Here is a 14,610-nt window from a genome sequence, read left to right on the forward strand (position 1 = left end):
ATCCGTAACATATGGTACGAAATTTTTGAATTTTTTAGAGGTGCCCTCCGTTCTTTTTCCCCATCCATTGGAGGAATTTAGCAAAAGATGCTTGCATTCTCCTGAAATTGGCGATAAAATGAAAGTGATATGCACTTGCCACACTCTTTTTATCAAAGTGGTGGCATTTGATCCCCCAACGTTCCAACAACGGAAACTCCAACGCAAAGGAAGTGAATCTGTGGTCAGAAAAAGCATTGAAAAAGCACTAAAACTGCCTGTGGTGCGCACCATGGGTTCTATTTTCGTGGTATCGCTGGTGGCCTTTTTGTTCATCGCCTACTTCTTCCATTTAAAAACCAACGCTGTCAGCGAGCTTGACTACACCACCTACGACTATCACATCGCCATCATCTCTGACCAGACCGACAACTCCTTTTGGGAGGCCGTGTATGCCAGTGCCCAAGAAACAGGTGCAGACTATGGGGCCTATGTGGAACAAATTGACGGCACATTGTCCAACGCTCTATCTATGGAGGACGCCATCAACGTGGCTATTTACGCCGGGGTGGATGGGATTTTATTGCGCCCCACAGAAGGGGAAGTCAGCGAGGATATGATTGAGCGCGCCTATGACCATGGCATCCCTGTGGTCACCATGCAAAAAGACTTGCCCAACGCCAACCGCCAAGGCTTTGTGGGCATCAACGACTATTTCTTAGGCCAAGAATATGGCAAACAAGTGCTAAAACTTGCCACCCAAGACACCCAACTGGTGATGGTATTGGTGCCAGCCACCACCTTTGACGCAACCAGCCAAAGCTGGTTCCAACAAGGACTGACTAGCACAGTTTTACAAGAAAATATCGCCTTTGATTTTCAAATCATCCAAGATGACAAAGGCCTCAACAACGCCGAAGACATCATCCATAGCATTGCCGAAGGCGCCATTGCTCAGCCCGATATCATTCTCTGCCTAGACGAGACCATCACCTTGTCCACCAGTCCATTGGTGCGGGAAATTGGTCTCTCCGATGAAATTCAAATCATCGGCAGTTCTGTCTCTGAAGCCATTTTGCTAGAAATTGAAACTGGCAATCTCAATGCCTCCATCACCATTGACCCCACCGAGCTAGGCAGTGCCAGCGTGGAAGCCCTGATGACCTACATCCACTATCACATGGTCAGCTACTACACCGAAGTGGACACCATGCTCATCGACCACGATGTACTCCTGACCTATGGAGAGGAGGCCATCGATGATTGAACGCCTGAAAGCCAAAGCTGACCTTCTCATCAACCAATCTTTGCGTCGCAAGCTGATTGTGCCTGTTATTCTCACCATGTTTATGTTTTTGTTCATCAATCTGGTTCTCTTTAGTGGCATCAACTCCACGGTGGAAAATATGAACCAAGTCTACACCACCAACCTCCGCCTTGGGGAACTAGAAGAGCTTGCCATGGCCATCGAGGGCAACGTCTACCAATATCTCAACATCCAAAGTGCTGACGCCTATGCAGAACTGTCTGAAAACAAGGCAGCATTTATGACCATCATCGACCAAATTGACGATACCATCACCGACCATCCCACCCGACAAATGGAGCAAAATATCCGCCAGCTTGCCCTGTCATGGGTGGAACTGATCGACGAGGCGGTCACTGCCAAACAAGCCCACAATGTAACGGTTTATAAGGAAAATTACGAGGAAATCCAGCTAATTTACGGCTATTTGCTCACCTATATGCAGGGTCTCAACGACTTGCAATTCACGGCCAACTTTGAAAGCTACAACGTGCTCTACCAATATCTGCGATATCTAGAGCTATTTATCATTGTGGTGCTCTTGGGTGTCACCGCCTATTTGGTGGCGGTATTTTACATTGTCATCGGCAGATTCACCAGTCCCTTGGAAAAGTTGACCCAAAAGGCAGAAGAGGTAGAAAAAGGCAACTTTGGCATCTCCTTAGACGAGCCTACTAGCCGAGACGAAGTGGGCACGGTGACCCGTGCCTTCAATCAAATGATTGCCAGCATCAACGACTATATCCGCAAAAGCCGTGAAAGTTTGGAACTGGAAATCCGCATGAAACAGCGCGAACTTGCTATGGAAAACCTGCTCAAAGATGCCCAACTGAAATATTACCAAGCCCAGATTGACCCCCATTTCCTGTTCAACACCTTAAATGCTGGCCAACAGCTGGCTATGATGGAAGACGCTGACCGCACCTATGAGTTTATTGCCAACATGGCGGCCTTTTTCCGCTATCGCTTAAAAAGCACAGGCCAAGACTCCACCCTGTTGGGTGAAATCCAGCTCATCGACAATTATATGTACATCATGAACATTCGCTATTCCAACGAAATACACATGGAACAATCGGTGGACGAACGCCTTGGTGACATTCTCTTCCCTGGCATGGTGCTCCAGCCCATCATCGAAAACGCCTTAAACCATGGTCTCGGTGGCGTAGAATGGCAAAAATGGCTGTGGTTTTCTGTGAAAGAAGAAACTGGCCTTGCCGTCATCACCATCCGCGACAACGGCGTGGGTATGCCCCAAGATATACTGGAAACATTAAACGCTGACAATGCCTATACCCCCAAGCAAGAGGGCAGCAAAAACGGCGTTGGCCTCGCCAATGTCCGAGAACGGTTGCGACTCTATTTCGACTGCCATGACGTGATGACATTTGAAAGCCAAGGCCAAGACCAAGGCGCCACCATCACCATACGGGTGCCTATTTTACGCCCAAACCAACAACCACCGTCATCAGAAGGGAGTGAACCACACGATGGACCACGAACACTATAAAATTCTACTGGCAGATGATGAAGGGATTGTGACAGATTCTCTCCAATATATCATTGCGAAACACTTTGGCAGCGACTGTCAATGCGCCATTGCAAAAAATGGCAGACAGGCCATCGAACTGGCAGAAAGTTTCCGCCCTGACATCGCCTTTTTAGACATCCGTATGCCGGGGATTAGCGGCCTAAAGGCCATGGAGGAAATCCGCTCCCAAAACAACCAAGTAAAAATCTTCATCCTCACCGCCTATGACAACGTGGAATACACCAAGGAGGCCTTGCGCCTTGGGGCTGTGGACTATTTGACCAAGCCCATCAACAAAAAAGCCATTGTAGAGCAGCTGACCAAGTGCATGGCCACCATCGACAAAGAACGACAAAAACGCAAAGACGACCTGTTGAACAAAGAGAAAATGGAGGCCATGACCCCCATCATTGAAAATGGGTTTATCATCAGTCTCATCCTCCAACGGGGGGACGAAGACAGCATTGCCCATTACAAAAGCCTGCTGAATTTGACAGAGGAATACGGCATCACGTTAGTGCTAGAATGGCGGGGCAGCAGTGAAAAGAGCAAACCCAGCGACCAAGCCAACGCTGGCATCCATCTCTACCACCACTATGATAAAATTGTAGAGCTGGTGAAGGTCTATTTCAGAGCCTTTATCAGCGGCGTCATGGGCAACAAACTCATCTGCGCCCTGCCCTGTAGCGAGCCTTACTTAGAATATAGCCAAAATCTCAACACCAACATCCGCACCCTTTTAAGCGCCCTCAAACAGGTGGTGGGCATTGACTTCAAGGTAGGCGTAGGCACCCCTAGAACATGGGAAACCTTGTTCGATGGCTATCAAGAAGCCCTCAATGCCTTGCGCCATGGCAAAGGAAGCATCACCCACATTGGGGATTTGATGGTGCAAGATGGCCATCAAAAACATCGCCAACTCATGGAGCAAGAGGTGCTCAAAGCCGTGTCCAAAGGCTTTGAATATGAAGTGCGCCGTGAGGCGACATTGTTTTCCAGATGGGCGCTGAAAAGCCAGACCCAATCCCTGCAAACCCAGCGGATTGAACTGGTGAGTTTGCTACTGGTGGCACGGCGCATGGTGCAAGAACAAGGGGGCAGTGGTCAAGTGGACGTGGACGCCTTACTCTGCCAAGACAGTGAAGAAGGCTTGCAACAAGCCTTTGTGGCCGCCATGGTGGCGCTGACCCAAACGGTGGTCATTAAAAAGCAGGCACCAGAGAGCGTCATCCCCAAGGCACAAGCCTATATTCAAGAAAACTTCCGCAAGGATTTGGCTCTGGAAGACGTGGCCAAAACCGTGGGCATCAGCCCCTTCTATCTCAGCAAGCTGTTCAAAGAAGAGGTGGGTGTCACCTTTATGGATTATTTAACCTCCATCCGCATCGAAACCGCCAAACGGCTGTTGTCCGACGGACAAATGAGCATCAAACAAGTCTGCATCGACGCTGGCTACAGCAATCCCAATTACTTTAGCCGTATTTTCAAAAAATGGGTGGGCATCACCCCAACAGAATTTAGAGATGAATTGCAATAAGGTGTCCCGATGTCACCAAAGACCCAGCCATGGATAGCAACTTTGTGCTATCTATGGCTGGGCTTTTCTTTTAAAACAACCGCCCTCTAGCATAGTATACAAAACCCACCTAGCTGTCTGCACAAAACAGCCAAATAGGACAATTCCATAACAAGATTGTGCTATACCCACTGGAAAAACTAGGGTGCAAACAGGAAATATGTAGCAGATAACAAGATTGTGCTATGGATCCTGTGCTATACTTGCAATAGTTAACAAAGCGTTAACAATCAGAAGGGAAGGTATTATTTTATGATGCAACTACTGCGAAAGGGGGACTTACGGTAATGGACATTTTCTTGCAAGCGTGTGTGAACGGATTGTTGATGGGCGGCTTTTACTCTTTGATGGGTATGGGGCAAAACATCATCTTCGGTGTAATGAAAATCGTCAACTTCTGCCATGGCGAAATGCTGATGGTGGGGATGTACTTGACCTATGTTCTCTACACCTATGGCGGCATTGACCCTTACTTGGCAGTGCCAATTGTGGCTGTGATTATGTTCTTGTTTGGCGTACTCATTCAGCACACTTTGATTACCCCCTCTATGGGCACCAAGAGCTTCACCAATCTGCTGTTTTTGACTGTGGGTCTTGGCCTACTGCTCTCCAACGGTGCACTGGTCATCTTCGGCTCTGACTATCACTCCATCCGCACTGACTATTCCCAAACCTATATTCCCTTGGGGCCTGTCACCATGGCGCTGCCTCGCTTGATTAGCTTTGGCGTGCTGATTGTGGTGACCATCGCCTTGTTTGTGTTCTTAAAGCACTCCACTGTGGGTAAACAAATCCGCGCTGTGTCTCAAAACCCTGTGGGCGCAGAAGTGGTTGGCATCGACGTCAAACGCATCTACCTGCTGACCTATGGCTTGGGCATCGCTCTGGCTGGCACCGCAGGTGCTCTGTTGACCCAATTCTACACCATCTTCCCCACCGCTGGCTCCAGCTTCGGTATCCGTGCATTGATCGTGGTGGTTGTAGGCGGTCTGGGCTCTATCCCCGGCGCATTCTGTGCAGGTATTTTCTTAGGGCTCTTGGAAACCATGAGCGCTCTGTTCATCAGCCCTGCTTATAGCGATTTGATTGTGTTTATGAGCTTCATCATTATTTTGGTGGTGCGTCAAATCACAGCGGCAAGGAGGAAATAAAGATGGATAGTTTAAAAGCAGTGAAAACCTACCGCCGCAATGTGGCCATTGCCATTGGTATTTTTCTAGCCATTTTGGTGGCACTCCCCTACATCGTCAGCTCCCCCTACTATCAAAACATCTTTGTTTTGGCCTTCTATATGTCCACCCTTTCCATGGCATGGAACTTGCTGGGCGGTATGACGGGGCAAAACTCCTTGGGTCACGCAGCTTACATGGGCTTGGGTGCCTACGGTATGTGTATCGCCACTGTGAGCTACAATGTCAACCCTTGGCTGGCCGCCATCATCGGCATGGTGGTTGTGGGCTTGGTGGCAGGGATTGTGTTCTTCCCCTGCTTCATTCTCCGTGGGCCTTACTTCACCTTGGTGACCATCGCCTTTGGTGAATCCATCCGTCAAGTCATCATCAACTCCGAATTCTTCGGTCGTGCCAGTGGCATCGGCCTCCCCTTCGGCGATGATTCTTGGGCACTGTTCCGCTTCTCTAGCAAGATTCCCTATTACTACATCGGTCTTGTCATGATGATTGGCATTTACCTTTTGATAAAAAAGATTGACCGCTCCAAAATCGGCTTCGCTCTCAAAACCATCCGTGAAGATGAAGACGCCGCCGCCGCCATCGGCATCAACCCCATTAAATATAAGGTGTTGGCCGTGGTTATCTCCGCTATGATTGCTGGTCTGGTGGGCTTCTTCTATGCTTGCTATGTCCGCTACATCGACCCTGAAATGATGATTTTGTCCAAATCTGCTGAAGCTGTGCTCCCTGCCATCGTAGGCGGCGCCGCCTTCGTGGAAGGCCCCATCGTGGGTGGCTTGATTATGATTCCCATGGCAGAACTGCTCCGTGCCAACTACAGCGCCATCCTGCCCGGCATCAACATGATTATGTACGCCATCGCATTGCTGGTGATCATCCGTTTCCGCCCCTCTGGTATTTTGGGCTGGTACACCAACAGCAAAACCAAGGCATTCATTGACACCAAACTTTTGAAAAAGCCCCCTATGGAAGCTTTTGAAGAAGTGGAAATGATGCAATATGAAAGAAAGGGGAATTAAATCATGGCTGAAACACCTGTCATCGAGGTAAGAAGTATTACCAAACGATTCAAAGGCCTAACCGCCGTGAAAGATGTCTCCTTCTCCATTAAAAAAGGCGGCATCACGGGCATGATTGGCCCCAACGGTGCTGGTAAATCCACCACCTTTAACATGATTTGCGGCTATTATCCTCCCACTGAAGGCCATATTTTCTATAACGGCGTAGACATCACCGATAAAAAGGCACATGAATACACCAACATGAAAATCGCACGTACCTTCCAAATCATGAAGCCTCTGAAAAACCTCAGCGTGCTAGACAACGTAATTGCCTCCTGCTACTTCGGTCACGCAGGTGCAAAAAGCGCCAAGGAAGCCCGTGAACGTGCCATCGAAATCCTCCAGTTCACTGGTCTTTATGAAAAACGCCACGTCCTGTCTAAAGACATGGGCACCCCTGACCAAAAGCGTTTGGAAATGGCACGTGCACTGGCTACCAAGCCCGAAGTACTGTTCTTAGACGAAAACATGGCAGGGCTCAACCCTGCTGAAACTGAAGAAGCCATCAAGCTCATTCGTAAGATTAACGAATCTGGCGTGACCATTTTGCTCATCGAACATATCATGCAGGCTGTTGTCAGCCTGTGCGAAGAAGTCATCGTGCTTCACCATGGCGAAAAGATTGCAGAAGGCACACCCGAGGAAGTAATGAACGATCCCTACGTGATGGAAGTCTATCTGGGGATTAAAAAGGAGGACGAGGCAGATGCTTAAAGTAGAAGGTTTAAACGCTGGCTATGGCGCTGTCAACATTCTCTGGGATGTGGGCTTCACCTTGAACGATGGTGAAATCGTGGCAATCTTAGGCTCCAATGGTGCAGGCAAAACCACCATGGTACGTGCCATCACTGGGATGCTCAAACCCAGCGCTGGGTCTGTTATGTTCAACGGTCAAGAGTTGGCTAAGAAAAGCTCTCGCTTCATTTTGGACTCTGGCATTGTGCAAGTGCCAGAAGGCCGCCAACTGTTCACCGATATGACCGTGCTGGAAAACTTGCAAATGGGCGCTTTTAGCAAGGAAACCAAGGCAAACTTCCAAAAGAATTTGGAACGCTCCTACGAGTGGTTCCCCAAGCTGAAAGAACGTGCCAAGCAAGCTGCTGGCACCCTCTCTGGTGGTGAACAACAAATGGTGGCTGTGGCACGCGCTCTGATTGGCGAACCCAAGCTGTTGATTTTGGACGAACCCTCTTTGGGGTTGGCTCCTAACATTGTGGACGACATTTTGGAAGTGGCCAAGACCTTAGCTCGTGACACCGGCATCTCTGTGCTCTTGGTGGAACAAGATTTGACCAAGGCACTCTCTGCCGCCGACCGTGGCTACGTGGTTGAAAATGGTCGCATTTCTCTGGAAGGTACTTCCGCAGAATTGCAAGCCAACGAACACGTGAAAAAAGCATATCTGGGTATCTAATTGTCATTTTCACCGTTTAGCAGTACGGTGTGAATAAAAATTGTAAATTAAAAATTTGAAGGAGATTATTTACATGAAACTGAAGAAAATTCTTGCTCTTGTCTGCACCGCCACCTTGGCTCTGTCCATGCTGGCTGGTTGCTCTAGCTCTAGCGATTCTAGCTCTACCACCGCTTCCACCACCACCAGCCAAGTGACTGAAGCCGCTGAATCTGTGGCAGAAACTTCTGGCGAAACCATCAAACTGGGTACCATCTACTCCATGTCTGGCGGTAACGCAGCCATCGGCGCCAACATCCTGCTGGGTATTGATTTCGCAGTTGCTGAAATCAACGCAGCTGGCGGTGTCAACGGCAAGATGATTGAAGTTGTGCGCGGTGACCACGCTGGCGACGCAGCCACTGGTAAATCCGAAGCAGAACGTCTGGTTACCCAAGAAAACGTTGACATCATGATGGGTTGCCATATGTCCACCGTGACCATCGTTGTGGCTCAAGTTTGCCAACAATACGGTGTGCCCATGATCACCGCTATCTCCACTTTGGACAGCCTGTCCTCCGAAGATAACGCTAGCTTGGATTACTTCTTCCGTCTGTGCCCTCTGAACTCTGTCTATGTTGAAAACATGATGATGTTCTTGGCTGACTCTGAAGCACAAACTGGCGAAAAGATTGAAACCGTGGCTATCTTCACTGATAAGGCTGCCATCGGTCAAGAATTGATTCGTTGCGTGGAACTGTATCAAGAAGAATATGGCATCGAACTGGTTGCCACCGTTGACTACACCTCTAACGCTACCGACCTGTCCGCTCAAGTGCTGGCTCTGAAGCAAGCTGATCCCGACGCCATCCTGTGCGACTCCTACATCGGCGACGCAACCTTGTTCGTCCAAACTCTGAAAGAACAAAACTACAGCCCCAACATGATCGTTGCCAAGGCAAACGGTTTTGCTGACCCCTCCTTGCTGACCAACTTGGGCGATCTGGCCAACGGCATCTGCTCTGTGGTTGAATTCAGCCCTGACCTGACCAACGCTGTTGAAATCAACGCTGACTTCTCCGCTGCTACTGGCGTGGACATGAACGGTCACTCCGCAGAAGCTTACACCGTGGTGTGGTGCTTCAAGGCTGCTTTGGAAGCTGCTGGCTCTGAAGACGGCGAAGCTGTGAAGGCTGCTCTGGAAGAACTGGTTGTGGACGGCTCCTTCGACGGCGGCCGCGACATCGTTCTGCCTTACTCCATGATCGACTTCCAAGATTATGACCTGTCTGGCGACGCACACTACCGTGACAACGTCTACGCTTCTGTGGCTATCGCACAAGTGCAAGACGGCGCATGGTCCACCGTGTGGCCCTACGACTTCGCTTCCAACGACATCACCTATCCCGCTCCTCTGGCCTAATCGACCCCTACAGGTGACTAACTGCTAACACATAAACCTGTACAAAAGAGGGTGTATAAAAAGTGGCTCGCCACTTTTTATACACCCTCTTAGCATCGCTTGCGCGAGGCCAGTCTCCGCCCCCTTCCCTTTGGAACGGGTTTTTATACAGCGCCTTTTTTTGTAGATTATGGTAGACAGACCAAACCTATTTCGAGTATAATGATAGCAAGGCAAATTGGAAAGTAGTGCACCCTAAGCGGACGCAAGGCTAATAGCCTCCCCTGTCAATGGGTTGCACCATCTTTCAATATTGTGACCCACGAAGTCAGCAAAACACTACATTTAAAGGAGGGCATTCCATGTTCAAGACGTTGAAACGAGTGGCATTGTTGTTGTGTGTGGCAGGCGCTCTCTTAACAGGCTGTAGCACTGCAACACAGTCAATCGACGCCACAACGCAAGCCAACGCCACCACCCTTTCCCAACCCATAGAGCTCACGGGTGAGCCCATTCGCATTGGCGCCATCTATGCTCTCAGCGGCAACAATGCCGCCATCGGCACCAACATTCTCCGCGGATTAGACTTTGCCGCCGTGGAAATTAACTTGGCTGGTGGCATAGACGGCCGCCCCATTGAAATCTTACGTGGTGACACCCAAGGCGACGAAGAAACCGCACGCACCGAAGCCATCCGGCTCATCACTGTAGAAGGGGTGCAAGCCATTGTGGGCTGTCACCAGAGCACCATGACAGAAATTGTGGCGCAGGTCTGTGCCGAATATGAAATCCCCATGATCACCGCAATCTCCACTGTGGACAGCATTTCCACTGTGAATAACCCCTACTTATTCCGCCTGTGTCCCATGAACTCTCTATACTTGGAAAATATGTTTATGTACATGGAAGCCCAGCAAGCCCAGACAGGCAAGGAAATCCAAACCATTGCCATTTTTGTGGATGACAGCATGATTGGGCAAGAAGCCATTCGATGTGCACGGATTTATGCCCAAGAATACGGCATGGAAATCGTCACCGAAATCCAATACACCCAAGGCATAGCCGATTTAACCGCCCAAGTGCTAGAACTGAAAGAAGTAGACGCGGATGTGGTGTTGGCAGAAAGCTATGCCTCTGATGCCACCTTGCTATTGCAAACCATGGACGCCCTTTCCTATGAGCCACCCATTTTGATTGCCAAGGCCAATGGCTTCACCGACCCTGTCTTCCTCTCTGCCACCCAAGGCATTTCAGAAGGGGTCACCTCGGTGGTAGAATGGAACACGGACATGACCAAGGGCCAAGAAACCAACACCATGTTCAAAGAGATTTTCGGCGTGGACATGAATGGTCATGCTGCTGAGGCTTACACCGCCATTTGGACGTTCAAATCTGCCTTTGAAGCGGCAGAGGATGCCAGTGGCGAAGCGGTGAAAAACGCCTTGTCCGCTCTGGATATTCAAGGTTCCTTCCCTGATGGGCCTGAGATTATTTTACCCTATGACCGCATCAAATTTGAAAACCACGAGTTTGACGGTGTCATGCACTATAACAACAACATCTACGCGTCGGTGGCCATTGCCCAGATACAAGATGGGGAATACAAAACCGTGTGGCCCTTTGAATATTCCAACGAGAAAATCGTCTATTCTGAAGATGAAACCCTGTCATAACATACGCAAAACGAGCAACAACCCCAGCTTATATAAGCTGGGGTTGTTGCTGCGTTCTAAACCCTTATTAGACAATGGCGCTGTATACGAAGGCGCCCATTCCACGCACCGTCAATTTTGTAATATAGGTAGTCGTCTGTGTTTTCTGCCAAACTTATCGTTCCATCTCCCAATAGGCCACGCTGTAAGGGGGTAGCGTACTGCCGCCACCAAAATCATGGAGGGTGCCATCTAAGAGATTGGTGCCTTGACCGCAGCCAGCGTCAAAATGAGCCGTGTAGGGTTGGTCGCTGGCATTCACAGCCACCAACACCCGTTGGGTATCTGTCTTACGCTCAAAAATCAATTGGTGATTGGTGAGAACGATGTTTTTATAGTTGCCATAACATAGGGCGTGACTGCCAGCTTTGGCACGGTGCATTCGGGACACCGCCTCGCAGGTTTCGTTCCAAACGGGCGTCTCAAAACTGGGGCGTAAATCCTCGTCACATTGATACCCACGCTTGCCCTCTGCCCCCCATTCACTGCCATAGTAGATGCAGGGAATCCCTGGCATGGCAATGGCTACCCCATAGATCAATTTCAAATGATTTGGGTTGGTGAGGGTGCTGGCAATGCGGTTCACATCGTGGTTATCCACAAAGGTGGACAAGTGTTTGCCACGATACAATCCATCCCCTTGGTCACCAAATTGGCGGTTTAAAGAATGGGCAATTTCAAACATATTCATAGAGTTAAAAGCAGAATACAACCCCTTGTAACACTCGTAATTGGTGGCGCTGTGACACATTTGGTCGTTGACGATGGTGTTGTAATTGCCGTGAATCATTTCCCCCAACAGATAGAAGTCTGGTTTGAGCCAATCACAATGGCTCCGCAGACGGCGGAGGAAGTCATGGTCAAGCAGGTATGCCACATCCAAGCGCAGGCCATCGATGCCAAACTCCTTAACCCAGAAGGTGACGCAGTCTAACAGATAATCCACCACTTGGGGATTGCGCAGGTTCAGCTTCACCATTTCATAATGGCCTTCCCACCCCTCGTACCACAGCCCGTCGTTATAATTGGAGTTGCCGTCAAAGCTGATGTTGAACCAGTCTTTATAAGGGGAGTCCCAGCGCTTTTGAAGCACATCTTGGAAGGCAAAGAATCCTCGTCCCACATGGTTAAACACCCCATCTAGCACCACTTTGATGCCTGCTTCATGCAAGTCTTCGCACACGGTTTTCAAATCCTCATTGGTACCAAGGCGCACATCTAATTTGCGATAATCTCGTGTGTCATAGCCGTGCTTATCCGAGTCGAACAGAGGGGAGAAATATACAGCATTGATGCCCAACTTGGTCAAATGGGGAACCCAATCTGACACCTTTAAAATCCGTGGCACCACCACCCCATCATTGTGCAACGGTGCACCGCAAAATCCCAAGGGATAAATTTGATAAAATTGACTTTGTTCTGCCCACATAATTGATACGCTCCTTTTATGCTAATTATATCCATAATATACTAAAACCATGGAAAAGGCAACCATTTGTTATTGCTTTTCCACATAGAAATCGATTGTCTTTGGATTCATTCCTCTCTTGTAATTTCATCCAATATATTGTCTGCTTGGAAGGTAGTACCACTTGGTAAAAAAGGCGCATAAGACTACAAAAAGGAACGAGCCATAAGCCAATGTCATTTAGTTAAGAACTAAATGACAACTAAGAGCTAAAAGTGAAGAGTGAAAAACTATAGAAAACCGATTGCGTTTCCATAGTTTTTCACTCTTAGTCCTTAGTTTTTAGCTGTCATTAAGATAAGCAAAGCTTATCTTAATGACATTGAGCCATAAGCTCGTTCCTTTTTTTGTTTCGCATCTTTCTTATTCAACAGTGGCAATGCAACGTGGAGGATGGCTTTTTGTGGTTGCCAAGGTGACGGCCACCAAGGCCACACCAGAGCACAACACCCCTAGCAAACTACAGCCAACACCCAACGGTTCGCCCAACAGCTTCCACGCGATACAAACCACCAAGCCTGTGAGCATACCAGAGAGAATCCCCGGTGTGTTGGCTTTTTTCCAACACAAAGCCGCCAAACAAGGTAGCCCCATGGCAGACGCATAAAACGTCCACGCAAACATCAGCGCCGCATACGCACTGGTGAAAAACAGTGCCACTAGCAGAGCAAACCCAGAAATTAACACAGTGACGATACGCGATAGCTTCAACGCTCCATCTTCAGACAGGTCAGGATGGATGGTTTTCCAGATGTCGTTGATGCTGGCTTGGGTCGCCACCAAAATACAAGTGTCAGCCGAGGACATCATCACCGACAACAGACCAGCAAAAGTCAGGCCAGTCAAACCAATTGGCAAAATACTTGCCACCATCACAGGAATGGCATAGTCGGCACTGCCGTAATCATTGACCAAGTTGGGGAACAAAATAGCAGCAGACAAGCCCAAGAACAGGGTGATGAAAATGGTGACGGCATAGACCACGGTGCCAGCGAATTGACCACGCAAGGCCGTTTTGGGATTTTTCGCCGCAAAGGCACGTTGCCAAAATTCAGCCCCAGCCAAGGTCATGACAAAATTGGTGAAAATCAAGGTGACCACGGAAGATTGCAGCTCAAAATCAAACATTTCAGAGGGTGTTTGGGCAATCAAGGCGGACAGCCCACCCACTTGACTCACTGCCATCACTGGCAGGGTGATATATACAAACAAAATTAAAATGAAAAACTGCACCAAGTCGGTGTACACCACACCAAAAAGCCCAGCGCTGGCGGTATAAATGGCAAAAATCACCGTGGCAATGATGGCCCCTGTCATATATGTAATGCCGTGGTTGCCGCCGATGACGCTAAAAACCGTGGCCGTGGCGCTAATTTGAGAGCCCACTGTGGCCGCCATGCTGTAAGCAATCATGGCCGCCGCCAACAGCTTTGCTGTTTTGCCAAAGCGCAATTCCATCAACTCAGGAATAGAGGTGACCCCGTATTTTTGCCCAATTTTAGAAATCCGCCCTGTAAAACCAGAGAAAATAAACATACCCACCATGTACGGCAAGGCAATGGCAATGGATACCACGCCACTGGTGTAGGCATAGTTCCCACGACCAATCAAGGCGCTACCGCCAATGATGGAGGCACACACGGTGGCCATCAACACCACAGGCCCCAAACTACGGCCTGCAATGAAAAAATCACTGGAATTTTTTACTTTTCTAGTAAAGTAAAAACCAATGAACAAGGTAAATAACAAATATACAAGGATAATAATGATGTCTAGCAAGGTTACGTGTTCCATAGGGCATCCTCTTTTCTCTAAAAATATTTTTGATTCTCTCCCATTATACACCTTTATTATACATGATTTATTTACATTATGTCAAGTAATTTTAGACAAAATTCACAAATAAAAAAGAGGTATAGAACCAGTGGCCAGCCACTGGTTCTATACCTCTTTCGCATCGCTTGCGCGATGCTATTTTGTATTATTTGC

General features: G+C 48.7%; 11 protein-coding genes. 9 read left to right on the plus strand and 2 right to left on the minus strand.

The genetic code is table 11. From position 1 onward, the window contains the following. Positions 1 to 157: 157 nt before the first annotated feature. The 9 genes from RFF05_RS04605 (at position 158) to RFF05_RS04645 (ending at position 11,114) form a co-directional block, all read left to right on the plus strand. The gene (locus tag RFF05_RS04605; protein ID WP_409969223.1) at positions 158 to 1,246 is read left to right on the plus strand and encodes a sugar ABC transporter substrate-binding protein; all 1,089 of its coding nucleotides are present in this window, start codon (positions 158 to 160) and stop codon (positions 1,244 to 1,246) included. Then, the gene (locus RFF05_RS04610) at positions 1,239 to 2,795 is read left to right on the plus strand and encodes a sensor histidine kinase (protein ID WP_409969224.1); all 1,557 of its coding nucleotides are present in this window, start codon (positions 1,239 to 1,241) and stop codon (positions 2,793 to 2,795) included. Before RFF05_RS04605 ends, RFF05_RS04610 begins: the two co-directional genes overlap by 8 nt. Continuing rightward, on the plus strand, positions 2,776 to 4,353 hold the full coding sequence (locus RFF05_RS04615) for a helix-turn-helix domain-containing protein (protein ID WP_409969225.1): 1,578 nt from the start codon (positions 2,776 to 2,778) through the stop codon (positions 4,351 to 4,353). The genes RFF05_RS04610 and RFF05_RS04615 overlap by 20 nt, the downstream gene beginning before the upstream one ends. Positions 4,354 to 4,679: 326 nt before the next feature. Then, a complete protein-coding gene (locus RFF05_RS04620) occupies positions 4,680 to 5,543 on the plus strand; it encodes a branched-chain amino acid ABC transporter permease (RefSeq protein WP_409969226.1) in 864 nt (287 codons plus the stop codon). A 2-nt stretch (positions 5,544 to 5,545) separates the two neighbouring features. After that, positions 5,546 to 6,604 carry a branched-chain amino acid ABC transporter permease gene (locus RFF05_RS04625; RefSeq protein ID WP_409969227.1) on the plus strand — a complete coding sequence of 353 codons (1,059 nt, stop codon included), beginning with the start codon at positions 5,546 to 5,548 and terminating at the stop codon, positions 6,602 to 6,604. A gap of 3 nt (positions 6,605 to 6,607) precedes the next feature. Then, entirely contained in the window at positions 6,608 to 7,360 is a 753-nt protein-coding gene (locus RFF05_RS04630) for an ABC transporter ATP-binding protein (RefSeq protein ID WP_409969228.1), read from the plus strand. Beyond that, positions 7,353 to 8,060 (plus strand): ABC transporter ATP-binding protein, encoded by a 708-nt coding sequence (locus RFF05_RS04635; RefSeq protein ID WP_409969229.1) that lies wholly within the window; start codon positions 7,353 to 7,355, stop codon positions 8,058 to 8,060. Before RFF05_RS04630 ends, RFF05_RS04635 begins: the two co-directional genes overlap by 8 nt. A 73-nt stretch (positions 8,061 to 8,133) precedes the next feature. Next, positions 8,134 to 9,462 (plus strand): ABC transporter substrate-binding protein, encoded by a 1,329-nt coding sequence (locus tag RFF05_RS04640; protein ID WP_409969230.1) that lies wholly within the window; start codon positions 8,134 to 8,136, stop codon positions 9,460 to 9,462. Between the two features lie 341 nt (positions 9,463 to 9,803). Continuing rightward, on the plus strand, positions 9,804 to 11,114 hold the full coding sequence (locus tag RFF05_RS04645) for an ABC transporter substrate-binding protein (RefSeq protein ID WP_409969231.1): 1,311 nt from the start codon (positions 9,804 to 9,806) through the stop codon (positions 11,112 to 11,114). Positions 11,115 to 11,268: 154 nt separating this feature from the next. On the opposite strand, the gene RFF05_RS04650 is transcribed toward RFF05_RS04645, so the two are convergent. Then, entirely contained in the window at positions 11,269 to 12,582 is a 1,314-nt protein-coding gene (locus RFF05_RS04650; protein ID WP_409969232.1) for an alpha-amylase family glycosyl hydrolase, read from the minus strand. A gap of 402 nt (positions 12,583 to 12,984) precedes the next feature. After that, positions 12,985 to 14,415, minus strand: a complete 1,431-nt coding sequence (locus tag RFF05_RS04655) for a sodium:solute symporter (protein ID WP_409969233.1) — start codon at positions 14,413 to 14,415, stop codon at positions 12,985 to 12,987. Positions 14,416 to 14,610: the final 195 nt, after the last annotated feature.

The organism is Bengtsoniella intestinalis (assembly GCF_039719005.1).
GTDB classification, from domain to species: Bacteria; Bacillota; Clostridia; order Oscillospirales; family Oscillospiraceae; genus Oscillibacter; species Oscillibacter intestinalis.